The sequence below is a fragment of the Curtobacterium sp. Curtsp57 genome (assembly GCF_047324335.1).
GTDB lineage: Bacteria > Actinomycetota > Actinomycetes > Actinomycetales > Microbacteriaceae > Curtobacterium.
This window is the reverse complement of the sequence record NZ_CP168511.1, coordinates 208,530-233,380: the sequence shown is the minus strand read 5'-3', so window position 1 is coordinate 233,380 and position 24,851 is coordinate 208,530. Positions and strand designations below refer to the sequence as shown.

The following is a 24,851-nucleotide window of genomic DNA, read 5'->3' as shown; positions in this document are numbered from 1 at the left end:
ACCGCAGAAGATCGCTCCGTCCGGGAGCACCGATCCGCAGTGTTCGCATCTGATCACAGGTTGCCTCTGTCCTCGTCCGGCCCGCCGTGACGCTCGTCGGGCCTCCGGACATCGTAGTCACCGCCGGCTCCACCCCGTCGCTGGCCGGCACCCACACGCCGTCGGAGTGCGCCGCCGACACGTGCGACAGCCGCTCCCGGTGCGGTGCTGCGCAGCGACCTCGTCGACACGGCGGTCCGGATGCGCTCCCGCCGGGTCCGTCCGTCGCGGAGCTGCCCGATCGCGGTGTCGGTGGCCTCCCACATGCGGTCCGCAGTGCGGTCGTCCGCCTCGCTCGGGCCGAACACCGCTCGGTCCGCCAGCGCGGCGAGTCCGGTGCCGCCGTCCCCCGGGGCGCTCGACGCGACCTCTCGTCGTGTCGACTCCGCGCGGACGTCGTGTCCGCGGTCGAGCAACGCGTCCCGGTACTCGTCCCACGCGCCGACGATGCGGCCCCTGGCCGTCGCGGCGCGGCGACGGCGACGACGACGGATCCGCTTCAGCAGCACGATCACGCCGAACGGCAGCAACACCAGGGCGATGAACGCGAGGGTCCCGAGCACCCACGGCAGTGCCGCGAGCAGGATCTGCAACCAGAGCGGTGGCTGGTCCGGCGTGTTCCGGTCGCTCTGCGGCGGCGTCTGCTGGTCCTGGTCCTGCTGGTCGACGGGCGGCGGCGGCACCACCGTCTCGGGCCTGGTGACCGGTTGCGGGGTCTGCTCCTGCTCCTTCGGGATCTCCCGGACGGTCGGGTTGGGGTTCAGGGTGACCCATCCCCACTGCGCCGTGTCCACCTCGATGCGGGCCGTCACGTCGGAACCGCGGAAGGTCGTCGTGCCGGCAGCACCGGAGGAGGACGGCGTCGATCCGGAGTCACCCCCCGCTGCGAAGCCCAGCACGACCCTGGTGGGGAAGCCGATCGACTCGGACATCAGCGCCGCCGCGACGGCGTACTGCTCCTGGTCGCCGAGCATCAGCGGCGAGGTGAGGAGTTCCTGGATGCGGTCGGCACCGTGGCCCGAACGGCTGACCCGGTCGTCCCCCACACCGTGGCTGACGTACCCGTTCCGCTGCAGCGCCTGCACCACGGCCACGAGCTTCGCCCCGTCGCTCTGGGCATCGGTGGTCGTCGACTCGACGGTGTCGCGCACGGCGTCGGGGACGTTGCGAGCCGCAGGGACCGTTGCGGTTCCCGGACGCGCGGTCGCCAGCTGTTCCTCCGTCGGCTGGTCGGGGACCACCGCGGTGAGGTCGTACCGCGTCCCGTCCTGCACCCCGCCGACGACCGCTCCGGTGCGGGTCGATGCGTTGTAGAAGAACGCACTGCGCTCCCGCTCCGCCGCAGCGCCCGCGAACTCGACGCGTTCGAGGTCGCCGACGGTCGGGAGCCAGACCCCGGAGTAGCCGTCCACGGTCACCCCGACGTGCACGGTGGTCCCGCTCACGCCGCGGACGTCCACCGACGTCGGGACACGCTCGAAGGTGCCCGACGCCGACGCGCCGTCCGTCCCGCCGACGCGGTAGACCACGCCGTCGTACGTGTCCAGCGTGGCGATCCGGACGAACCCGTTCTCCGGCAGGCCGGTGACACGGAGCTGCGTGGTGTCCGCCTCGGTCGATTCCTCGTAGGCCCGGAAGCCGCTGAGCGGGCTGACGTAGTCGCGGGGATCGAACGGCTTGACGACGTCCGTCCTCGCGACGGTCCGCGCGGTGGTCGGTGGCGCGACCAGCCCCAGTCCGGTCGCGACGACCGCCGCAGCGACGATCGTCCCCGTCCCGACCAGGGCCGGCCGGACGACGGACCTGGTCACCGTGACACGGGCGCCGATCGTCTCGGCCACCGCGACCGCGCGGCGCGCGTGGCGCACCGTGAGCGCCCAGACGAGCGCGATGCCGGTGAGCACGACCGCGAGGGCGAGCGACGTGTCGAGACGGCTCGGCCCGACGACCACACCGGCGGCGAACAGCACCAGTGCCGGGATGCTCGCCAGTTCCTGCCTGGAGGCACGGGTCGCCACGCTCACGGACGTCACCGTCGCGACGAGGAGCGTCACGAAGAACGGCACCAGGAGGGCTTCGTAGGTCCCGACCGGCAGGCTGATGGTGACGAGCCGCTTCCAGCCGAGCGCGACGCCGGACAAGAGGTCCAGGAGGCCCTGGCCGGTCGGGAGCACCCCGTTCGCCTCCCCCGGCACGGCGGCGGGGACACCGGTCACCGTGAACGCCGCGACCGTCGCGATCGCAACGACCGCGGTCGGCAGACGGAAGACGGCCCCGAGCAGCGCGACGAGCGAACCGACGAGCACCGCGGTGACCGCGGCGACGACCATACCGTCGTCGCGGTACACCGGCCACCACGCGACGCTCGCGACCGCCAGGAGCAGCCACACGACGAGCGTTCCGCCGACGAGCCGGAACGCCGGCACCCGTCGGGCCCGACGTCGCGTGTCCCGCCGTGCGCGCGACGGCACCACCGCGGGGGCGCTCATGCGGCGGCCGATCGGTGCAGCGCGTGACGGAGGTCGTCGAGGTAGCCGATCGTCATCACGGTCAGTCCTGGCACTCGCACGAACCGCGGGACGGCCTCGGGCTCGCAGATCACGGCGACGACCTCGACGCCGATCGGGAAGCGGGTGGCGGCGAGGCGGAGCGCGGGGAGTTCGACCGCAGAACCGACGACGAGGAACGCCACCGAGATCCCGGCGGTGTCGTTGCCCACGATGCGAGCGACCTCTGCGACGGGCAGGCAGGCGTCCGCCAGGCCGACGGTCGCGAAGTCGTCAAGCAGTCGCGTCGGGGTCACGGTCGGCAGGCGGTGCACGGCGTAGACGGCGCGCTTGGCGAACTCCGGGGTGCGTTCGGACACCACGACCGTGACCTCTCGGCCGTCTCGCACCGCACGGCTGCCGAGGGACGCCGCAGCGCTGACCGCGAGCTCGAACTCCTCGTCGTCAGCGAACTCGGTCCTGGAGATGCCGAGCGCGATCACCAGGTGCGACCGACGCGTGTCCTCGAACTGGCGCACCATGAGCGCGCCGGTCTTCGCCGTCGACTTCCAGTGGATGTTCCGGGGATCGTCACCCGGCATGTACTCACGGATCGCGTGGAAGGAGATGTCGGCAGGCGAGAGGTCGGTCGTCGCCTGCCCCTCGAGGTCCCGGACCAGACCGGTGCTGGTCGACGGGATCGCGACCGTCCTCGGGTGCACGATGACCTGTTCGCGAGCGGTCCAGACGATCTCCCGGCGCACGAGGCCCACCGGGTCGGCGCGGACACCCGTCACCGGACCGACGTCGAGGACCCCTCGGCGGACCGTCGGGACGGGCACCTCCCGTTCGAACGTGCCACGAGGGGCGATGGTCGGGATGGCGACGTCCACGAGTCCGGCGCCGACCGGCACCTCGACCGTGATCGGGACGGACGGCAGACGTGCGGGGTTCTCCGCGGTGACGGTCACGCCGGCCGGGTCACCGACCGCGACCCGGCGGACCGGGAGGCTCATCCGGATGAGCAGCCTCGACCCACCGATGAGCGCGACGGCAGCGACGACCACGAGCAGGGCACCGGCGAAGCCGACGACGACGACCTCGCGCAGGCCGAAGACGTACCCCGTGACGAACGCGACGAGTGTGAGCGCGGCGACCGTCCAGCCCAGGCCGGTGACCACCGACGAGACCTCGGCCCACCCGCGTGCCACGAGCCTCCAGGCCGTGCGCCACAGACGGACGATCCCGACGACCGCGTCGGCGGCGACGCCGTCGCGGTCGCCGACCAGCCGCGTGCGGACGTTCGTCAGGCCGGCGACCGTCCCCGTGCGCTCGTACGCCGTGCTCGAACGACGCGACCGCGTCGACGAGGGACGGCGCGAGCGCGTGGAGACGGGCCGGCGGTCCGTCACGACGTGACCCGGTCCGCGGGCGGCGGGGTCTCCACCAGGAGCTGGGAGACGACGCTCGAGGCACTGACGCCGTCGAACTCCGCCTCGGCGTCGAGCACGAGACGGTGGGCGAGCACGGGCTCCGCGAGTGCCTTGACGTCGTCGGGGGTGACGTAGTGCCGGCCGCTCAGCGCCGCGAACACGCGCGACGCGCGCATGAGCCCCATCGCACCACGGACACTGACGCCGAGGCGGACCTCGCTCGCCGAACGCGTGGCGTCCACGAGGCGGGCGACGTAGTCGGCGATCGTCGCGTCGACGTGCACCGTGCGGGCCAGCGCCGCCATCTCCGTGATCGTCGCAGCGGGCACCACGCTCGCGAGCGGCACCGACGACGCCGGCGCCGAGGAGGTCTCGAGGATCTTCACCGTCGCCGCGTGGTCGGGGTAGCCGATCGACGTCTTCATCAGGAAGCGGTCGAGCTGCGCCTCCGGGAGCCGGTACGTGCCCGCCTGCTCGATGGGGTTCTGCGTCGCAATGACCATGAACGGCGCCGCGAGCCGGTGGTTCACGCCGTCCACCGTGATCGCGGATTCCTCCATCGCCTCCAGCAGTGCAGACTGCGTCTTCGGGCTCGCGCGGTTGATCTCGTCGGCGAGCACGATGTTCGCGAAGACCGGTCCGCGGTGGAACTCGAACTCCTGCGCGCGCTGGTCGTAGACGCTGATGCCGGTGATGTCACCAGGCAGCAGGTCCGGGGTGAACTGGATCCGGTTCGTCGAGCCCTGCACGCTCTGCGCCAGCGCCCGCGCCATGCTCGTCTTCCCGGTGCCGGGGACGTCCTCCAGCAGCAGGTGGCCCTCGCTGAGCATCGCCGTGACCGCGAGTCGGATCACGAACGTCTTCCCCAGGAGCACCTGCTCGACGTTGGTCACGATGCGGCCGGAGACGTCGGCGAACCAGGTGGCCTGCTCGGGGGTCATGCTCATGTGAAGGGGTTCCTCGTGTCGGTCGGCTCGGGTCGGTCGTCGTGGGTCGTTCAGCCCGCCGGCGGGGCAGCCGGGGCCGGCGCGACGTCCTGCTCGGTGGGGTTGGAGTCGGTTCTGCCGGCGACGGTCGCCTGCACGGTGATCTTCGTCGCGTCCGCGGGGATCGTCGACCCTTCCGCGTACTTCCCGTTCGCGTCACCGTCGGCGCATCCGAAGACGCCTTCGCCGATGGCACCGGTGCAGATGCGGATGGAGTAGGTGACGGTCGGCGACCCGACGTTCTGCGGCGGGTTGAGCGCGATCTTCCCGCCGGCGGTGGGCGCCACGGCCGTGGCCCGGGTGTTGAGCGGGACCGCGTTCCCGACAGCGGTGTCGTCGGTGCAGTACTGCCCGCCGTTGTTCGCCAGCCGGCAGGCCGAGACCGTCACGGCCAGCGAGTTCCCGAAGTCCTGCGCCGACGGGTAGAGCGTCACGGCGTCCCCTGACGTGGTGGCGCTGTCACCGTTCGCGAGCGCGACGCGGTAGAGCGTCGCGCGACCGGCGTCCACACGGAAGTTCGAGACGACGACCGGGTACCGACCGGCGCTGTCGGACTGGCCGGGGAGACCGACGTCCGCTCGTGGGCCCGACGGCGTGAGGTACGACTGCACCGGGCCGACGACGCTCGACGCGCAGAAGCCCAGGGAGTTGACCGCGACCACCGCGTAGTAGTAATTCGAGTCACCGCCGGGGGTGTCGGCGAACGACTGGGTGCCAGCGCCGCCGATCTGCGTCGCGTCGTTGCGTGTGACGGCCGAGCAGTTGAACGACTGCGACGACAGTCGGAACAGCCAGTACTCCCGGATGTCGGTCCCGCCGCCGTCCGAGGGTCCGAAGGTGATCGAGACCTTCGTCTGTCCGCCACTCGACTGCCCGGTCGCCGACAGCCCGCTCGGCGCCGAGGGGTTGCCCACCGCGGTCGCCGAGGCCGAGGCGGAGTTCCACTGGACCGGGCTGCCGTCCCGGTCCGCGTCGTTGCGCGCGGAGACCGTGAAGGTGTAGTTGCCCCCGCCGGTGAGGCCGTCGAAGGAGGCGCTCGTCGCCGTCCCGACGCTCCTGGTCGTGGAGGACCCGGGTCCGTCGATCGTGACCACGTAGTTGTCGACGGCCGTTCCTCGTCCGGGCCGCGGAACCGCGTTCCAGGACAGGTCCAGTCGGTTCGGCGAGGACGAGTTCGGCACCGCCTTGACTCCGGTCGGCGGTGCCGGGACGAAGTCAGCACTCAACGGCGCCGACTGCGGCGACGGATCAGACGTCCCGACGGCGTTCACCGCGATGACCGAGAACCGGTAGGACGCGCTCGGGTCGAGATCAGTGAGCGTGCAGACGGTGGAGGTCCCGCAGTCCTTCGACACGCCGTTCGTGCCGGTGACCCGGTAGCCGGTGATCGCCGAGTTGTTCGCCTGCGGCGCCGACCAGGTCAGCGTGATCTGCCCGCCGTCGTACGACCCGGTGCGTGTCGGGGTACCGGGGGCGTCCGGGACGTCCTGCACCGAGATCGTGACGTCGCCCCAGACGTACCGGTCGGGGTCGTTCGTCGCGTCGGCGACCTGGTACTGCAGGTTCGTGTTCACGGGCTTGGCGGTGCCCGAGACGGACACCTGGAGCCGTGACTTGTCGGCACTCGGGGTGATCGTGACGCCGGAGGGCAGGCCGCCGGCGAGCCCGCGGATGTTCACCACGCGCAGGCGCTCGTTCGGGAACGGGTTGGTCGGTTGATCGTTCGCGAGGACGTCGATCGTCGTCGACGATCCACGCTTCGCGACGGCGCTGTCCGCCCCCGGCTGCACGAGCGGCCTGGTGGACGCGACGATCCCGACGGTCACGAGACCGGACCGGCCGGCGTTCGCGGCATCGGCGACGCCGACGCCGATCGTCGCCGAGGTGTTCTTCTGGGCGGAGTCCGCGACCTTGATCGTCAGTCGCTGGCCGGAGATCGTGGCCGTGGTCCCGGAGGACGGCTGGCTGACGACGGAGTACTGCAGTTCGGGCAGGTCCTTCGGGTACGGGTAGTCCGTCAGCCGCGTGAGGTCGAGCGTCCGGGAGTCGCCCGGCTGCATCTCGATCGAGGACCCGGTGAACGCGGGCGGCTGGTTCGAGCGCGGCGTGACCTTCACGGGGAGGACCAGGGTCGCGACCCGCCCCTTGCCGCCGTTGGCGTTCGAGCCGTCGGTCACCTCGAACGAGATCGACGCGTTGCCGTAGTACAGCTTCGCCGACGTGAACTGCAACGTGGACGAGTCGACGGTGAGGTCGTCGCCGTTCGCGTGGGTGGCCTTGACCGTGCCGGGGTCGGTGATCTTGGCGGTCTGCCCGTTCGCGGTCACGACGTACTTCGACAGCGGGATCCTGATGGTCGACTCGCTCTTCACCGTGATCGCGCCCGCTGACCGGTTGACCTGCGGGAGGGCGTCGTCGAACCCCGGGACGTGGATGAACCCGTACGACACGATGTCCGGGTGGTCCTGCCGGGCGACCGAGAACGGGATGACCTGCGAGTCGTCCGTGAGCCGAACGGAGATCCGACCGTCGGTCGTGGTGCGGGCGGTGTCGCCGTAGCCGTCCACCACACCGACGGTCAGGGACGACGTCGACCCCTCGGCGAAGAACACGTTCTTCAGCACGTCGACGGTCACGCTCTGCCGGTGCAGGATGTCCTGCAGGTCGAGCGTGGTGTCGTCGACCTCGGGACGGAGCGGGCGCGCGTCCTTGTCCACGGTGACCGTGAGGAACGCCGTGCTCGCGCCGCCGCTCTCGTTCGACGCCGTGTAGAGCACCGCGAAGTCTCCGCTCTTCGCGGTCTTCGGCGGGGTGACGCGGATCTCCTGCTTCCGCAGGACCTTCGCGGTGACGTCCTTGGCGGTCGGCTCGGCCTTGGAGACGGTGAGGTCGCCGCCCTCGGGGTCCGAGTCGTTCTGGAGCACGCGAACCGTCACGGAGCCGCCCGGCCGGATCGTCACGTGGTCCGCCTCGGCCACCGGGTTCGACGCCTGTTCGGCCCGCGGTGCGATGCCGACGCGGATGGTGCCCGTGGCGCGAGCGCCCAGCGCGTCGACGACCGTGTAGGTGAACTCGTCGGTGCCGGCCGAGTAGTCCCCGGCCTCGTAGGTCAGGGAGTCGGAACCGATGTCGCTGACCGAACCCTTGTCGGGGTTCGACGCCACCCCGACCAGCTGCACGGAGTCCCCGTCCGGGTCGATGCCGTTCAGCGGCACGGAGATGCTGACCGCCTGGCCCGCGACGACACGAGCCGTGACCGTCTGTGGCACCGGCGGGTTGTTCGTGGCACTGTCCTTCTCACGGACCGAGATCGAGACCGCGGCGTCCGCGGACTGTCCGTCCGGGCCGGCGACGCGGTACACCGCCGTGTAGTTGCCAGGGGTCTTCGGCGCAAGGTACCGGAGGTGGTCGCCGGAGGCGAAGAGCAGACCGCCGTCGCCGGGGACGTTCTGCACGAGGTCCGGCTGCAGGGTCAGCGGCTCGCCTTCCGGCTGGGTGTCGTTCGCGAGGACGTCGATGTTCGCGACGTCCCCGACCCGGACCGTCGCGGTGTCCGGCTGCGCCACGGGCGGCTGGATCCGGTCGGGCTTCGGGATCTCGACGACCGTGACGGTGCCGGGCGACGACGCGAGGCCGTTCGTCTCGGTGTAGGTGAAGGTCACCGGTCCGTCGAGCGGTGCCGACAGGGTCGTCCTGATCGTGTGCTGGTCGAGGATGCTCGCCTGCACGCCGGAACCCCGCGCGGGTCCGTCGAGCGCCGTGACGAGGAGGACCCCGCCCGCCGGATCGATGTCAGTGGCGGTGACGTCGGTGTCCTTCGTCGACAGCGTGTTGACGAAGACGGTCTTCGGGGTCGTGATCGGCGCGGTCGAGGCGTCCGGCGGGGCCGCGATCGTCATGCGGACGATCCCGCTGGACGTCTTCGTGCCGTCCGTCACGGTGTACTCGACCTGGTGGTCCCCCACTGCGTCGCTCTGCACCCGGAAGGTCCCGGCGTCGTAGCTCGGGGTGATCGTCACGCCGCTCGCCGACGAGACACTCGTCAGCGTGATGCTCCCGTTGCCGCCCCGCACGTGCTCGAGCGGGTTCACCGTGAAGGACTTGCCTGCGTAGCCCTTCACCGGGAACGCGTCTGCCCGGAGCGGCACGCTCCCCTGCGCGGCGACGTGCACGGTGAGGGATCCGCGGCCGTCCGAGCGACCGTCGCTCACCACGAGCTGGACGCTGCGGTCGCCGGTGCGACCGCTCTTGTTGCGGAAGTCGAGGAGGCCGTCCGGCGTCGTCGAGACCTCGTCCCCGTCCGTCGCGGTCGCCGACTTCAGGTACACCGGGTCGCCGTCGGGGTCGACCCAGTCGCCGAGCACGTTGCTCGACACGTGCCCGCCCTGGACCACGTCGGCCGTGGTGTCCCTGACCTGCCTGGGCGCGTCGTTCTCGGACTCGGGTCGCACGCTGACCCGGACGGTCGCGGTGGCCGAGCCGCCGTTGCCGTCGGTGATCGTGTACGGGAACGTCACGGTCCCGGACGCGCTGTCCGACAGGGCGATCTGCAGCCGCTGCCCGTCGTCGACGATCGCGACCTTCCCGGCGGCCTGGTCGACGGACCCGACCTCGCTGACGATGATCGGGTCGCCGTTGGGGTCGTAGTCGTTGAGCAGGACCGGGAGGCTCGTGGTGCGCCCCGGACGGGCTCCCAGGTCGTCGTCGACCGCGACCGGCGGCTTCTGGTCCTTGTCGACCTCGGGGTTGTCGTCCGAGATCTGCTCCTGCTGCTGGTCGTCGTCCCGCTTGATCAGGTCGGACCAGTTGTCGATGAGCTGACCGCTGCGGTCGATCGCCCAGGAGCGCCCGGTCGCCGGGTCGTTGGCGACGACGGTGTCGGCGTTGTGGACGATCTGGAGGGCGGCACCGCCGGGCACCCGGTCGAGCTGCTGCAGCGCGCGGCCGGCGCACGTGTCGATCGCCTGCCCGCCGCTCCACGCCCCGAACGTGCAGTTGCCGTCGACGTAGGGTCGGGCCGCGCGTCCCGACACCGCCAGGGCGGTCGTGGTCACTGCGCCCGACGGCGTGACGCGGACGAGACCCGCGGCACCGGCGACGACCACCGAGTCCCCGTCGGCCGAGGACCGCTGGAGCGCCGGGGACCCACCGACCCGGTCGCCGAGGTCGACCGTGTCGCCGTCGACCGAGAGCGCGCCGGTCGTCTGGTCGAGCACCGCCATGTGGGAGCCGAACGCCGCGACCTGGAAGTCGTCCTTGCGGTCCATCCGCACGGTCCAGCGCTTCGCGACGGACAGGGTCGAGCCGACCTCGACGAGGGACGCCGTCCCGGTCCGCGGCGAGTACACCGCGACGTGCTCGTCCGACGCGTCGAACACCGCGTCCGCGCCGAGCGTCAGATCAGCCTTGGTGGATGCGTCGAAATCGGCGAGCTCCTTCGCCGGCGTGGACCAGACCTCACCGGTCTCCTGGTTGCCGATGACCGCGGTCGATCCCGAGAAGAACACCTGCGGTGACCCGGAGGGCAGGGTGACCGGGTCACCGATCGTCGCGTCCGCCACGTCGACCTTCGCGACCGTGCCCTTGGTCTCGTCGACGCTGTAGACCATCGATCCGCTCTGCAGTACGGAGAGCGCGTCCGTGGACGACTCCACCGCGGTGTTCAGCTGCAGGACCGCGGTGTTCGCGCGGCCGACCGCCCCGTACTGCGACGAGGGCACCCAGACGGTGCCGTCCCCGAGCGCGACCCGCTGCGTGTGGTACCCGCTCGAGACGACGGCGGCCCCGGCGACGAGCGCAGCGACGACCACGGACGCGCCGACGGTGATCGCGGCGGACCGGTGTTGTGCGATGAGCCGCCGGATCACGATCCGCCGCCGATCGTGGCGCACCGTTCGGCACTCGCGACGCCGGTCTTGCCGTCGCGGTTCACCGCGACCGAGATGCACTCCTCGTCGCCCTTGCTGCCGGAGACGACGAACGACGTGCCCGACTGCTGGCTCGACGCGCCGTTCGAGGAGATCACGTAGGTGTCGCCGTTCCGGAGTCCTGGGTCGCTCCAGCGGAACGTGACGGACTGACCGGCGGTCGACGCGCGGACGTCGGAGACCGTGGGGATCGCCCCGGAACCGACGCGTGTCACGAGGACGAAGGAGGTCACGGCGAGGGCGACCACGACCGCAGCCGCGACCGAGGACGCCCAGATCACGGTTCGGCGGGATCGACGTCGGGCCCGGGTGACCGAGCCGGTCCGGTGGACGGTGCCGACGCTCCGCGAACCGGTGGCCGCCACACCGCCCTGCACCGGGCGACGCGTCCGGCGCCGACGACCGACCCGGCTCGGCGGCTGGAGCTCCCGGATCATCGTGCGGTCACCCTCCGGCGTGGGCGTGGCGACGGCCCATGCCTCGACCGCGACGTCGGCAGCAGTCTGCGGGATGCCGAGCTCGGCCTGGACCTGCTGGAACCCGCGGACGAGTTCCATCACGGTGGCCGGACGCTGCTGGACCTTGCGGGACATCGCCGTCGCCAGCAGTCGCTCGAGCGACGGCGGCACGTCCGTGCGACCGGACGGCTTCACACCGCCCTTGTCCACGCGCGCCATCAGGTCGGCGGCACCGTTCTTGCCGCCGGGGACCTCGAACGGGCTGCGCCCGGCGAGGAGCGAGAAGACCGTCGCCGCGAGGGAGTACACCTCGGACTGGATGGTCCCGCGGGACTCGTCGATGAGGACCTCTGGCGCCGACCACGGGATGGACATGCCGATCGGCTCGTCGGGATCCGACTCACCGATGGTCGCCGCGATGCCGAAGTCGGACAGCACGGGGTTGCCGTACGCGGTGAGCAGGATGTTGGACGGCTTGATGTCGCGGTGCAGCACGCCTTCACGGTGCGCCGTCTCGAGCGCGGAACCGATGCGCACCCCGATCGACAGGACCTCGGAGACCGGGATCGGCTCGCGCCGGTAGCGCTCGCTGAGCGACGACGAGCAGAGTTCCATCACGAGGTACGGACGTCCGTCGGCCGCGACGCTCGCCTGGAACACGGTGAGGATGGACGGGTGCGTGCTCAGCCGAGCCATCAGGTTCGCCTCGGCCTGGAACATCTGCCGGACCCGGTCGTCGACGACTTCGTCGAGCAGGACCTTCACCGCGACCTGGCGCCGCGGCATGTCCTGCTCGTAGAGGAACACGTCGGCGAAGCCGCCGGAGCCGAGGACGTGCACCGGGCTGAACCCGGCGATCACGGGAGGGGTGGACGGTAGCCGTCGCGCCATGGCACCCTCTCCTCCCCGGCCGCAGCCGATCGTCCCCTCGGCCCTTCAGTCTACGGAAACGAGCCGGCCGGAATTCCGCACACCAGAGTACGGGATTCCATCCGCTGCCCCCAATTCGGGGGACGTCAGTGGCGAGGCAGCGTGTCCTCGAGGTCGCCGTCCTGCGGTGCGTCCTCCACTTGGAGGACCACGACGGTGACGTTGTCGCGACCACCTGCGATGAGGGCATCGCCCACCAGGCGCTCGGCGAGCTCCTGCGGGTCGGCGACCTTCGCGGCGATGCGGCCGATGACCGCGTCGCCGATCTCCTTCGTCAGACCGTCCGAGCACACGATGTACCGGTCGCCGGTGCGGAGCGGCAACGTCCACCAGTCCGGCTCCGGCGGTTCGCCGAAGCCGACCGCGCGGGTGATGACGTTGCTGTCCGGGTGCGCTTCGGCGTCCTCTGCCCGCAGCACACCGGCGTCGACCATCTCCTGCACGACCGAGTGGTCGACCGTGATCCGACGGAGGACGCCGTCGTCGACCCGGTAGGTGCGCGAGTCACCCACGTTGAAGACGAGCGCTGCCGGCTGCCCGTTCGACGCGACGAGCGCGAGTCCGGTCACGGTCGTGCCGGCACCGATCGCGTTGCCGCCCGCCGCACGCTCGATGTCCGCCGTGGCGAGCAGGAGCGCGCGCTGGATCGACTGCCGGGTACCGAACGGCCCGTCGACCGAGTCACCGAGGCGACGGACAACGGCGTCGCTCGCGCGGTCACCGGCGAGGTGTCCACCCATGCCGTCCGCGACGACGAAGAACGGTGCTTCGACGATGTAGCTGTCCTCGTTGTGGTCTCGGCGACGACCGACGTCGGTCGCGGCTCCCCACGAGAGCGTCAGGGTGGCGCCGTCCGTTCCGGGGACGTCGATGGCGTGGGCGGCGGCTGCTCGGCCGAGTTCGGTCACGTTTCAGGATCGCTCTCTGGGGGTTCGGGGCGTGCCGGTCTGAGGGGTCGGAGGCTGGTGGAGCGACGGCGGGACACCGTCGGCCCCTGGCGTGAGCCGGAGGTGCGGCGAGAGGATCTCCACCACGATGCCGTCCCCGATCTCGACTACCGTACCCGTCAGCGCGACGATCGACGCACCCGACGCCATCCGGTACGGCGCCGAGCCGGCGGGCCGGACGACGGTCCCGTTGGTCGAGCGCAGGTCGTCCACCACCGCGGCTTCGCCCTCGGCGTGCACGAGCAGGTGGGACGACGACACCTGTCCGAGCGGCGACGGTACGGTCACGAGTTCGGGCGCCGGCCCTCGGACGACACGCGGCAACGCGGGACGCCGGCCGATCACCACCGGGTGGTCGAGTCGGATGACGCGTCCGCCGACGCGGATCGACGGCACGCGGGTGCGTGCTGGTTCCGGGACGGTCGGGAGGCTCGGGGGCGCGTCCGACAGGGAGGCCGTCGGCCGCGTGGACGGCGCGGTCCGACGCGGCCCGAGGACCGTGTCCTCCGGGACCGTCGACGGGTCCGGCGCAGTGCGCGGCCCACGGATGACGGTGTCCCCGAGTGGGCCGTCGTCGAGCAGGTCCGATCCGTGCGACCCGCCACCCGAGGGGACCCGGAGGACCGTGTCGTCGATCGCGTCCTGCGCGCGAGCGGATCCGAGCGGCCGCGACCGAGGACGGATCACCGTGTCCTCGACGTCATCGGCGTCGTCGTGCACGTGGTGCCTCCCTGCGTCCTGCCCGCGGTGCGGTCTCACAACCGTAGACGATCCGGTGCACGCCCCGTCACCCCCACCACTCCGGGCGCGCCCCGGCCCGGGCCGATCGATGGACGACGAGCGCCAACGCGTCGTCCGGCACCACGTCGAGCGCGTACCCGGCTCGGACCTCGGCCTCCGTCAACGCACCGATCGCCCATGAGCACCAGGCGCCGAGCGCGACCGCTCCCGCGACGCCCCGACGTTCGTCACGCGGTGCGCCCTGCTGCTTCCAGCCGTGCCAGACCGCGGTGCACCGTGCGCCAGCGGTCCGGATGCGGTCGCGTGACGGAGCCGGGCCGCGGCCGTGGAACGCCGGCGGGGTCGGGTCCGTGAAGGGGTCGAACGGTCGGGCCGCCCGCAGGTCCGGTCCGGATGCGGCACCGATGAACCGCACCAGGGCCATCCGGGTCGCGAGTGCGGCGCACGCGGTCGCGACGGCCGACCGGCCGGCGGTGTCGAGGAGCGCGGTGCCGGGCGCGACGAGCGCGGCGGCGGCGACCGGCAGGGTCACGGCTGCTGCGATCTCGCGCGGGTAATGGACGAACGGGGAGCTGGACGATCGTGCGACGTCGAGGTTCATGCGTCGATCGAAACGCGCACCGAGCCTCCAGAGCGGTGACGGAGGCGATTCCGTGGTGAGCGCGACGTACGGGGCGCCTGTGGAGGAACGGCCGCCGATCAGACGGAGGCCGGCTCCAGGCTCTCGGCGACCAGGTCCCACCCGGTGTCCGAGCGCTCCACCAGCACGCCCACGGACGTCGCCCATGCGACGAGGTCGTCCATCGACCCGATCGACGCATCGGCCCGAGCCAGCAGCGACACCAGTCGCCCCTTCGCGGTCTTGTTCCAGTGGTTCAGCGCCTTCCGGCGGTCGCTGCCGTCGACGCTCACGACCCGCAGGGCCACGGCGCCGTCGACCGGACCGAGCGCGCGGTAGCCCTCCGAGCGCAGGTCCAGGACCAGTCCACCACCCCTGGTTGACAACGCTGCGGTCGCGACTGCGGGCCAGTGCGACGCGAGGCGCAACGGCCCGAGGCGCGAATCGTGCGACAACCGGTAGGCCGGGATCTGGTCCCCCGCGCCGATCGGCCCGAACATCGCGGACTGGACGACCACGTGCCGGTACCACCAGGAACGGACCTCCGCAGAGGCCGACGGGACGTCCAGCGGGTCGTAGAGCACCCCGGTGTACCGCTCGATCGCCGGCAGCGTCGGCGACGTGTCCAGCGAGAGGTTCCGGAACCGCTCGGCGATCGACTTCGGTCCGAGCTTGAGCGCCGTCCGCGCGGTGGACTCCTCGGAACTGACGGAGCGGGCCGCGGCGATCACCGCGGCCCGCTCTCGGGTCAGTTCCGGGAACGAGAGACCACCCAGGTCGAGGGTGGTTCCCGTGTCCCCGCCCTCCCGCTTCGTCTCCGAAGGCGGGAGGAGGACGGTCAGTCCGGTCAGGAGGCCAGCGCGGCCTGCCGCGCCACGATCGTGACCGTGTCGTGCTCGACCGAGAGGAACCCATCCTCAGCGTCGACCGCGACGGTCGAACCGTCGGCCCGCGTGATGCGGACCTGGCCCTGGGCGAGGATCGCGAGCATCGGCTCGTGACCCGCCAGGATGCCGATCTGGCCTTCTGTCGTGCGTGCGACGACCATGGTGGTGTCGCCCGTCCAGACCTCGCGGTCCGCCGAGACGACACTCACGGTGAGACCCGCCATGTCAGCGGTTCTCCTTCTGGATCTGCGCCCACTTCTCTTCGACGTCGTTGATGCCACCGACGTTGAAGAAGGCCTGCGTGGCCACGTGGTCGAACTCGCCGTCGGCGATGGCGCGGAAGGACTCGATCGTGTCCTTGAGCGGGACCGTGGAGCCCTCGACACCGGTGAACTTCTTCGCCATGTACGTGTTCTGCGAGAGGAACTGCTGGATACGACGAGCGCGCTCGACCGTGATCTTGTCCTCTTCGGAGAGCTCGTCGACACCGAGGATGGCGATGATCTCCTGCAGTTCCTTGTTCTTCTGGAGGATCTGCTTGACGCGGGTCGCCGTCTGGTAGTGGTCGGCGCCCAGGTACCGGGGGTCCATGATCCGCGACGTGGAGGTCAGCGGGTCGATCGCCGGGTAGAGGCCCTGCGACGCGATCTCACGGGAGAGCTCGGTCGTGGCGTCGAGGTGCGCGAACGTGGTCGCCGGCGCCGGGTCGGTGTAGTCGTCGGCCGGGACGTAGATCGCCTGCAGCGAGGTGATCGAGTGACCACGCGTCGAGGTGATGCGCTCCTGGAGCACACCCATCTCGTCGGCGAGGTTCGGCTGGTAGCCCACCGCGGACGGCATGCGGCCGAGCAGCGTGGAGACCTCGGAGCCGGCCTGCGTGAAGCGGAAGATGTTGTCGATGAAGAGGAGCACGTCCTGCTTCTGGACATCGCGGAAGTACTCCGCCATCGTCAGCGCCGACAGGGCGACGCGCAGACGCGTTCCCGGCGGCTCGTCCATCTGGCCGAACACGAGGGCCGTCTTGTCGAAGACACCCGCCTCTTCCATCTCACCGATGAGGTCGTTGCCCTCACGGGTGCGCTCACCGACACCGGCGAACACCGACACACCACCGTGGTCCTGCGCGACGCGCTGGATCATCTCCTGGATGAGGACGGTCTTGCCGACACCGGCACCACCGAACAGACCGATCTTGCCACCCTGGACGTACGGGGTGAGGAGGTCGATCGACTTGATGCCGGTCTCGAACATCGAGGTCTTGGACTCGAGCTGATCGAACGCGGGGGCCTTGCGGTGGATCGGCCAGCGCTCGGTGATCTCGAGCTTCTCGTCGGTGTTGAGCACGTTGCCCAGCACGTCGAAGACCTTGCCCTTGGTGACGTCGCCGACGGGGACCGAGATCGGGGCGCCCGAGTCACGGACCTCCTGACCACGGACGAGGCCGTCGGTCGGCTTCAGGGAGATGGCACGGACGAGGTCGTCGCCGAGGTGCTGCGCGACCTCGAGGCCGATCTCCTGCGACGAGTCACCGATGGTGATGGTCGTGAACAGGAGGTTGTACATCTCCGGGATTGCGTCGTGCGGGAACTCGATGTCGACGACGGGACCCGTGACACGGGCGATCCGGCCGACACCGGGCGCCGACGACGTCTCGACCGCGGTGGTTGCGGTGTCGGTCATGGCTGGTGCCTTCCTGAGGGTGGGTATCTGTCCGCGAACGACGCGGACTACTTCTTCTTCGACGAGAGGGCGTCGGCGCCGCCGACGATCTCGGAGATCTGCTGGGTGATCTCGGCCTGGCGTGCGTTGTTCGCGAGACGGGTGAAGTCACGGATCAGCGAGTCGGCGTTGTCACTGGCCGCCTTCATCGCCTTCTGCCGGGCGGCGTGCTCGGAGGCAGCCGACTGGAGCATGGCGTTGAAGATGCGGCTCTCGATGTAGACCGGGAGCAGCGAGTCGAGCACCGCATCGGCGTCCGGCTCGAACTCGTACAGCGGGAGCGGCTCGTTGTCCGTCGGCTCCTCGACACCCTCGACGACCTCGAGCGGGAGCAGGCGAACGACCTGCGGCTCCTGGGTCGCGAGGCTGAGGAAGCGGTTGAACACGATGTGGATCTCGTCCACGCCGCCCTCTGCCGTGTCCTGGAGGAACTTCGACACGACCGCGTCGCCGATCTCCTTCGCCGTCGAGAACTCGGGCTGGTCGGTGTTGCCGACCCACTGCTGCTCGGATGGGCGCTCACGGAACGCGAAGTACCCGACGGACTTGCGCCCGACCAGGTAGTACACGACGTCCTTGCCCTCGCTGCGGAGCAGGGAGGCGAGCTCCTCGCCCTGCTTGAGGACGTTCGTGCTGAACGCACCGTTGAGGCCACGGTCCGAGGTGAACAGCACCACGGCCGCACGCGTCGACGACTCCGGCTCGGTGGTCAGCACGTGGTCGACGTTCGAGAACGTCGCCACGGCCGACACCGCCCGCGTCACGGCCCGCGAGTACGGGCCGGACGCGGCCATGCGGGCCTGTGCCTTCTGGATCCGCGACGCCGAGATCAGCTCCATCGCGCGAGTGACCTTCTTCGTGGTCTTCGCCGACTTGATTCGCTGTCGGTAGACCCGGACCTGCGCTGCCATCTAGCGACGACCCTTGACGATCTGCTCCTGGTCCACGTCCTCGGCGTCGGCGGCGTCGAACTGCTCGGACCCGAGCGTCTTGCCGTCGCTCGTCTGGAAGCTCTTCGAGAACTCGTCGATCTGCTTCGACATCTCGGCGACCGTCTCGTCGCTGAGCTGGTTGGTCTCGCGCAGCGTCGTGAGGACGTCGGAGTTGCGACGCAGGTGGTCGAGCAGCTCGGACTCGAAGCGGAGCACGTCCGGCACGGGGACCGTGTCGAGCTTGCCGTTCGTGCCGGCCCAGATCGAGACGACCTGCTCCTCGACCGGGTACGGCGAGTACTGCGGCTGCTTGAGGAGCTCGGTGAGACGGGCGCCGCGGTCCAGCTGACGACGCGAGGCCTGGTCGAGGTCGGACGCGAACATCGCGAACGCCTCGAGCGAGCGGTACTGCGCCAGCTCGAGCTTCAGCGTGCCGGAGACCTTCTTGATCGACTTCACCTGGGCGTCACCACCGACGCGCGACACCGAGATGCCCACGTCGACGGCCGGACGCTGGTTCGCGTTGAAGAGGTCCGACTGCAGGAAGATCTGGCCGTCGGTGATCGAGATGACGTTGGTCGGGATGTACGCCGAGACGTCGTTCGCCTTGGTCTCGATGATCGGGAGACCCGTCATCGAGCCTGCGCCGAGCTCGTCGGACAGCTTCGCGCAACGCTCCAGCAGACGGGAGTGCAGGTAGAAGACGTCACCCGGGTAGGCCTCGCGTCCCGGCGGACGACGCAGGAGGAGCGACACGGCACGGTAGGCCTCTGCCTGCTTCGACAGGTCGTCGAAGATGATGAGGACGTGCTTGCCCTGGTACATCCAGTGCTGGCCGATGGCCGAGCCGGTGTACGGGGCGAGGTACTTGAAGCCGGCCGGGTCGGATGCCGGGGCGGCGACGATGGTGGTGTACTCCATCGCGCCGGCGTCCTCGAGCGCACCCTTCACGGAGGCGATCGTCGAGCCCTTCTGACCGATCGCGACGTAGATGCAGCGGACCTGCTTGTCCTCGTCGCCGGACTCCCAGTTGGCCTTCTGGTTGATGATCGTGTCGATCGCGATCGCCGTCTTGCCGGTCTGGCGGTCGCCGATGATCAGCTGACGCTGGCCACGGCCGACGGGGATCATCGCGTCGATCGCCTTGATGCCGGTCTGCAGCGGCTCGTGGACCGACTTGCGGGCCATGACGCCGGGAGCCTGCAGCTCGAGGGCACGACGGCCCTCCGCCGCGATCTCGCCGAGGCCGTCGATCGGGGCGCCGAGCGGGTCGACGACGCGACCGAGGAAGGCGTCGCCGACGGGGACGGAGAGGACCTCGCCGGTGCGGGTGACCTCCTGGCCCTCCTCGACGCCGGCGAACTCGCCGAGCACGATGGCGCCGATCTCGTCCTCGTCCAGGTTCTGGGCCAGGCCGAGCGTGCCGTCCTCGAAACGGATGAGCTCGTTGGCCATGACGCCGGGGAGGCCTTCGACGTGGGCGATGCCGTCACCGGCGTCGGTGACGTGCCCGACCTCGGCCGTGGAGGCCTTCGTCGGCTCGTAGTTCGAGACGAAGTCCTTCAGGGCATCACGGATCTCATCGGGGCTGATGGTGATGTCTGCCATGGGATTTTCCTTGTTGGTTTCCGGGGCCCTTCGGCTCCGAGAGGGTGATGCTGTCCGGTCAGGACAGTTCCCGTTGTGGACTTGGGGTGTCGGGTACGACCGTACGCTCAGCCCGCGAGCTGGAGCCGGAGGTCGGCGAGGCGCGTGGACACGGTGCCGTCGATGACGTCGCCGCCGACCTGCACCCTGACCCCGCCGACGACCTTGGGGTCGACGACGTGGTTGACGATGATGTCCTTGCCGTAGCGCGCCGACAGCCCACGGGCGACACGAGCCGCCTGTGCTTCCGACAGCGCCGTCGCGGTGATGACCGTCGCCACGACCTTCTCGGCCTGGTCGGCGACGATGCGCGAGGCATCGCGGACCAGTTCACCGATCCGGCGGCCACGGGGCTGCTGGACGAGTGCCGACAGGATCGTCACCGTCTGCGCCGACGACTTGCCGCCGATGAGCCGCTCGACGAGCGCGCTCTTCTCAGCGGGGCTGCCGAGCTTCGTGCCGAGCGCGAGCTCGAGGCCCGCGTCGGACCGGACGGCGGTCTCGAAGGCGAAGAGCTCCGCCTCGATCGAGGTCCCGGGTCCAGCGGTGGCCGCGACGGCGCGGATGCCCGCGTCCTCGATGCCGGCGAGCAGGTCCTGCTGCGAGGACCAGCGCGCCCCGGCGACCGCCGTCAGGACAGCCCGCGTGGTGGTCGCCTGCCCGGCGAAGACGCGGTCGATGACCGCCTTCTTGCCGACGACGTCCGCCGTGGGGTCCGCGAGCAGCGTGAGGAGCTGCGAAGAACCGGCGACCACTCGCCCGGCGGCGAGGATCTCAGCACCGGTCGCCAGGTCGGCGCTCCCGCCGAGTTCGGCGAGGACCGCCTGCGTCGACGAGAGTGCTGAACGAGTGGCGCTCCGCATGCTCAGCGCTCCGTCTCTGCCTGCGACGCCTGCGCGTCCTTCGACGACTCGAGGTCGGCGAGGAAGCGGTCGACGACCGCGGTGGCCTTGGCGTCGTCCTTGAGGGACTCGCCGATGACACCAGACGCGAGGTCGAGTGCGAGCGAGCCGACCTCGGTGCGGAGCGACTGGAGCGCGCTCTGGCGCTCTGCCTCGATCTGCGCCTGGGCGTTCGACGTGATGCGCGCGGCGTCGGCAGCAGCCTGCTCGCGGACCTCGTTGCCGATCGCCGTGGCGTCGGCACGGGCCTGCTCGCGGATGCGGGAGGCCTCGGCACGGGCGTCGGCGAGCTGCTTGTTGTACTCCTCGAGCGCAGCAGCAGCCTGCTCCTGAGCGGCCTCGGCCTTCTTGATGCCGCCTTCGATGGCCTCGGTGCGCTCATCGAGCATCTTCGTGATGCGCGGCGTGACGACACGCCAGAACACCAGGAAGATGATGACGAAGGCCACCGCAGACCACACGATGTCGTACACCGGCGGGATCAGCGGATTGTGGGTCTCCTCCGCCGCGATGATGAGTGCGTTCTGCATCGAGGAACCTTAGTTGGTGAAGATGAAGTACGTGGCGATACCGATGAAGGCCAGGGCCTCGGTGAAGGCGATACCGATGTACATGAGGGTCGTCAGTCGGCCCTGGAGCTCGGGCTGGCGAGCGACGGACTCGATCGTCTTGCCGACGACGATGCCGACGCCGATGGCCGGGCCGATCGCAGCGAGGCCGTAGCCAACCGTCGCGATGTTGCCGTTGATCTCCGCGAGAACGGTCGTTGCGTCCACGTGTTTTCCTTTCGAGGTGCGGGCCCGACGGTTGCCGGCCCCGTAGGGGGTCAGTGAGGAATCAGTGCTCGTCTGCCAGCGCCAGCTGGATGTAGACGGCGGTGAGGAGCATGAAGACGTAGGCCTGCAGCAGCGCGACGAGGATCTCGAAGAAGCTGAAGGCGATGCCGAACGCGAGCGTGCCGATCCCGAAGAACGCCAGCAGGCTGTGCGAGTCGAAGAAGAAGAACCAGGTGGCCGAGAAGAACAGCACCAGGAGCAGGTGGCCGACCACCATGTTCATCAGCAGTCGCAGGGTCAGGGTGACCGGGCGGAGGACGAAGGTCGAGACCAGCTCGATCGGCGTCACGATGATGTACAGGTACCACGGGACACCGGGCGGGAAGAGCGAGTTCCGGAGGAACGTGCCCGGGTGCTTGCGGAGACCGGCGTAGATGAAGGCCACGTACGCGACGATCGCGAGGATCAGCGGCATCGCGATGCGGCTCGTGCCGGCGATGTTCATGAACGGGATGAGCCCCGTCAGGTTCATGAACAGGACGCCGAAGAAGATGGTCGCCAGGAGCGGGAGGAACCGCTTGCCGTCCTTCTCACCGAGGTTGTCGAAGGTGTTCCGGCGGACGACGTCGAAGCCGTACTCGATGAACGCCTGACCGCGGTTGGGGATCAGCTTGAGCGCCCGGGTCCCCGCGAACGCGAAGACGAGCAGCACTGCGACCGCGATGAAGCGGATGATGACGATCCGGTCGATCTCGAACGGCGTCCCCGCGAAGAAGATCGGGTCGGGGAAGAACTCGTTGATCGACGGACCATGGAACTCGGCGGCCTTACTGCTCCCCGCCGCAACGGTGTTGGCCGCAGCGGTGAGGGACAGGGGAAGAGCGTGGGATAGCAGCGCTGTCTCCTGTGTCGGCGCGCGCACGTCATGGCACGCGATGGTGGACTGTGTGGAGGCTCGTCCGCTCCGAGCATGGCTCCGGGCGCGGACTCCTCAAACCCTATCAGGTGTCAGAGCCTTCCCGGGCTCTCAGACGCCCGGGTCGTCCTTCTCAGCATCCGCAGAGCCGGGCAGGGGCACGTCGATCGGCACACGTCCCTTGGCGATGACCGTCACGTCGATCACGAGCGACCCGATGACGCCGACGATGATCGCGATCGCGAGCACGGGCGTGTTCACCCAGTCCCGGTCCTTCAGCAGCACGAGCACCACGATGAAGAGCACGAACTTCACGAGGAACATCCCCATGATCGTGCCGAAGAAGGCGCCGGAGATCATCTGTCCGCGGGAGAACCGGATCGCCAGCAGGACGCTCACCGCCGTGAGCCCGCAGAACACGACGCTCATCACCGCGCCGATCAATCCCCCGACCAACCCCGGCGTCCCGGCGACGAAGAAGCCGACGACTCCCCCGACGACGGCGAGGGCGACCGCGAGCACGGCCCCCTGCACGAGGATGCGGCGGAAGAGCGGGCTGACGTGGTCGAGGCCGTTCGGCGTGGTCACGAGGGGTCTCCTGGAGTCGGGATGTCGCGGGTGGCTGCGGCGCGGTCGAGCGGGTCGAGCCGGGCATCGACGGCCGCTCCCGTTCCTGCTCGGCTCTGGGCGGCGATCTCGGCACGCTTCCGGCCGAGCGGGGCGAACGTCGCGATCGCGCAGATCGTGAACCCGACCGCGACGAAGGCCACGACCCACCACCACTGCAGGAACAGGAACAGCAGGCAGCCGATCGCGACGGTCGCCGTCCACGCGTAGAAGATCAGCACGGCGTGGAAGTGCGAGTGGCCCATGTCGAGCAGCCGGTGGTGCAGGTGCTTCCGGTCCGCCGAGAAGGGCGACTTCCCCGCGCTCAGTCGCCGGACGACGGCGAGCCCGAAGTCGAGGATCGGCACGATGAGGATCGCGAACGGCAGCAGGATCGGGATGAACGCCGGCAGCAGGTCGGTGCGGGTGCGCACGGCGGCCGGGTCGATGTTGCCCGTGATCGACACGGCGCTCGTCGCCATCAGGAAGCCCACGAGCAGCGCGCCGGCGTCCCCCATGAAGAGCTTCGCCGGATGCCAGTTCAGGATGAGGAACCCGAAGCACGCGCCGACGAGGACCGCCGTCAGCAGCGACGGCAGGTTGAAGAAGAACTCGGTCTGCACGACCACGCGGTTGATGAAGAACGTGTAGAGGAAGAACACCCCGCCGGCGATGATCGCGACGCCGGCGACGAGCCCGTCGAGCCCGTCGATGAAGTTGACGGCGTTCATCACCAGCACGACGGCGAGCACCGTGAAGATCAGGCTCATGTAGGACGAGCCGACGCCGAGCGTGTTGCCGATCGGCAGCGACACGATCGCGACGCCCTGCCACGCCAGGATCCCCGCGGCGATGATCTGGCCGGCGAGCTTCGTCATCCAGTCGAGGTCCCAGATGTCGTCGGCGACACCGAGCACCACGATGATCGTCGCCCCGGCGAGCACCGCCAGCACGCGCCCGGGTTCGGCGAACACCAGGCGGAAGTAGTCGACGCCCGCGATCTCGGGGAACAGGAACCACGCACACAGCAGCGACACCATCACGCCGATGAACATCGCGATCCCGCCGAGCCGCGGCGTCGGGGTGCGGTGCACGTCGCGTTCGCGGACCTTCGGGTACCACTTGTACTTCAGGCCGAGCTTCCAGACCAGCCAGCTGACCAGGAAGCTCACGACCGCGGAGATGAGCCCCGCGAGCAGGTAGTACTTCACGTGACGAGGTCGGCCCCGACGACCCGTTCGATCTCCGAGTCCGGGATCACGCCGTGCCGCACGATGCGCAGCCCGCCACCGGTGGAGAGCCCGGTGGCGTCGACGATCGTCGACCCGGTCGACGCCTCGAACCCGTCGTGCGGTTCGAGGGAACCACCGTCGAGGTAGACGGACACGCTGTCGCCGAGCATCGACTCGGCGGCGTCGATCGTCATCGCGGCAGGATCACCGGTCGAGTTCGCCGACGACACCGCGAGCGGGCCGACCTCTTGCAGGAGCTCGAGTGCGATCCGGGAGTCGGGCATGCGGAGCGCGACCGTGCCGCGGGTCTCCCCCAGGTCCCAGTCCAGCGAGGGCTGCGCGTGCAGGATCACGGTCAGCCCGCCCGGCCAGAACTCGGCGACCAGGTCGCGCACCTGCTGCGGGACCTCGCTCGCGAGCGCGTCGAGCGTCGGCGGACCGGGGATGAGGACCGGCGGCGGCGACTGCCGGGTCCGCCCCTTCGCGTCGAGCAGCCGCTGGACGGCGGCCGCGTCGAAGGCGTCGGCGGCGAGGCCGTAGACGGTGTCGGTGGGGACGACGACGAGTTCTCCCCGGCCGAGTGCGGCACGTGCGAGCCGCATCCCGGTCAGGAGTCCGTCGGGGTCGGTGCAGTCGTATCGGGATGCCATGACTCGACGATGATAGTG

At 70.0% G+C, this 24,851-nt stretch carries 20 protein-coding genes; all 20 read right to left on the bottom strand.

Annotated elements, in window-relative coordinates:
- Nucleotides 1-53: 53 nt before the first annotated feature.
- Nucleotides 54-2,528, bottom strand: coding sequence for a transglutaminaseTgpA domain-containing protein (locus ACEN9V_RS01030; protein ID WP_413601781.1), 2,475 nt, complete (start codon nt 2,526-2,528; stop codon nt 54-56).
- Nucleotides 2,525-3,937 carry a DUF58 domain-containing protein gene (locus ACEN9V_RS01025; RefSeq protein WP_413601780.1) on the bottom strand — a complete coding sequence of 471 codons (1,413 nt, stop codon included), beginning with the start codon at nt 3,935-3,937 and terminating at the stop codon, nt 2,525-2,527. Before ACEN9V_RS01025 ends, ACEN9V_RS01030 begins: the two co-directional genes overlap by 4 nt.
- Complete coding sequence (locus tag ACEN9V_RS01020; RefSeq protein ID WP_281264739.1) at nt 3,934-4,905, bottom strand: AAA family ATPase; 972 nt, start codon at nt 4,903-4,905, stop codon at nt 3,934-3,936. The genes ACEN9V_RS01025 and ACEN9V_RS01020 overlap by 4 nt, the downstream gene beginning before the upstream one ends.
- Before the next feature lie 50 nt (nt 4,906-4,955).
- On the bottom strand, nt 4,956-10,811 hold the full coding sequence (locus ACEN9V_RS01015) for an Ig-like domain-containing protein (RefSeq protein ID WP_413601779.1): 5,856 nt from the start codon (nt 10,809-10,811) through the stop codon (nt 4,956-4,958).
- On the bottom strand, nt 10,808-12,220 hold the full coding sequence (locus ACEN9V_RS01010; protein WP_402728876.1) for a serine/threonine-protein kinase: 1,413 nt from the start codon (nt 12,218-12,220) through the stop codon (nt 10,808-10,810). Before ACEN9V_RS01010 ends, ACEN9V_RS01015 begins: the two co-directional genes overlap by 4 nt.
- A 125-nt stretch (nt 12,221-12,345) precedes the next feature.
- Nucleotides 12,346-13,167, bottom strand: coding sequence for a PP2C family protein-serine/threonine phosphatase (locus ACEN9V_RS01005; RefSeq protein ID WP_281264742.1), 822 nt, complete (start codon nt 13,165-13,167; stop codon nt 12,346-12,348).
- 3 nt (nt 13,168-13,170) lie between these two features.
- Nucleotides 13,171-13,926, bottom strand: a complete 756-nt coding sequence (locus ACEN9V_RS01000) for a hypothetical protein (protein WP_413601778.1) — start codon at nt 13,924-13,926, stop codon at nt 13,171-13,173.
- A 67-nt stretch (nt 13,927-13,993) separates the two neighbouring features.
- Entirely contained in the window at nt 13,994-14,548 is a 555-nt protein-coding gene (locus ACEN9V_RS00995; RefSeq protein WP_413601777.1) for a hypothetical protein, read from the bottom strand.
- 98 nt (nt 14,549-14,646) lie between these two features.
- Nucleotides 14,647-15,408 (bottom strand): YaaA family protein, encoded by a 762-nt coding sequence (locus ACEN9V_RS00990; RefSeq protein WP_413603023.1) that lies wholly within the window; start codon nt 15,406-15,408, stop codon nt 14,647-14,649.
- Between the two features lie 5 nt (nt 15,409-15,413).
- On the bottom strand, nt 15,414-15,677 hold the full coding sequence (locus ACEN9V_RS00985; RefSeq protein WP_056124084.1) for a F0F1 ATP synthase subunit epsilon: 264 nt from the start codon (nt 15,675-15,677) through the stop codon (nt 15,414-15,416).
- 1 nt (nt 15,678) lies between these two features.
- Nucleotides 15,679-17,133, bottom strand: a complete 1,455-nt coding sequence (gene atpD / locus ACEN9V_RS00980; RefSeq protein ID WP_144765305.1) for a F0F1 ATP synthase subunit beta — start codon at nt 17,131-17,133, stop codon at nt 15,679-15,681.
- A gap of 47 nt (nt 17,134-17,180) precedes the next feature.
- Nucleotides 17,181-18,083 (bottom strand): F0F1 ATP synthase subunit gamma, encoded by a 903-nt coding sequence (locus ACEN9V_RS00975; RefSeq protein ID WP_281264745.1) that lies wholly within the window; start codon nt 18,081-18,083, stop codon nt 17,181-17,183.
- Nucleotides 18,084-19,712 carry a F0F1 ATP synthase subunit alpha gene (atpA, locus tag ACEN9V_RS00970; RefSeq protein ID WP_413601776.1) on the bottom strand — a complete coding sequence of 543 codons (1,629 nt, stop codon included), beginning with the start codon at nt 19,710-19,712 and terminating at the stop codon, nt 18,084-18,086.
- A 107-nt stretch (nt 19,713-19,819) separates the two neighbouring features.
- A complete protein-coding gene (locus ACEN9V_RS00965; RefSeq protein ID WP_281264747.1) occupies nt 19,820-20,614 on the bottom strand; it encodes a F0F1 ATP synthase subunit delta in 795 nt (264 codons plus the stop codon).
- A 2-nt stretch (nt 20,615-20,616) separates the two neighbouring features.
- Nucleotides 20,617-21,183 (bottom strand): F0F1 ATP synthase subunit B, encoded by a 567-nt coding sequence (locus tag ACEN9V_RS00960; RefSeq protein ID WP_281264748.1) that lies wholly within the window; start codon nt 21,181-21,183, stop codon nt 20,617-20,619.
- Nucleotides 21,184-21,192: 9 nt separating this feature from the next.
- Entirely contained in the window at nt 21,193-21,429 is a 237-nt protein-coding gene (atpE, locus tag ACEN9V_RS00955; protein ID WP_027465781.1) for an ATP synthase F0 subunit C, read from the bottom strand.
- Between the two features lie 61 nt (nt 21,430-21,490).
- Nucleotides 21,491-22,351 (bottom strand): F0F1 ATP synthase subunit A, encoded by an 861-nt coding sequence (atpB, locus tag ACEN9V_RS00950; RefSeq protein WP_402728880.1) that lies wholly within the window; start codon nt 22,349-22,351, stop codon nt 21,491-21,493.
- A 105-nt stretch (nt 22,352-22,456) separates the two neighbouring features.
- Nucleotides 22,457-22,933 carry a hypothetical protein gene (locus ACEN9V_RS00945; RefSeq protein ID WP_402728881.1) on the bottom strand — a complete coding sequence of 159 codons (477 nt, stop codon included), beginning with the start codon at nt 22,931-22,933 and terminating at the stop codon, nt 22,457-22,459.
- Complete coding sequence (locus ACEN9V_RS00940; protein WP_281264751.1) at nt 22,930-24,162, bottom strand: MraY family glycosyltransferase; 1,233 nt, start codon at nt 24,160-24,162, stop codon at nt 22,930-22,932. Before ACEN9V_RS00940 ends, ACEN9V_RS00945 begins: the two co-directional genes overlap by 4 nt.
- Nucleotides 24,159-24,833 carry an L-threonylcarbamoyladenylate synthase gene (locus ACEN9V_RS00935; RefSeq protein WP_281264752.1) on the bottom strand — a complete coding sequence of 225 codons (675 nt, stop codon included), beginning with the start codon at nt 24,831-24,833 and terminating at the stop codon, nt 24,159-24,161. Before ACEN9V_RS00935 ends, ACEN9V_RS00940 begins: the two co-directional genes overlap by 4 nt.
- Between the last annotated feature and the right edge of the window lie 18 nt (nt 24,834-24,851).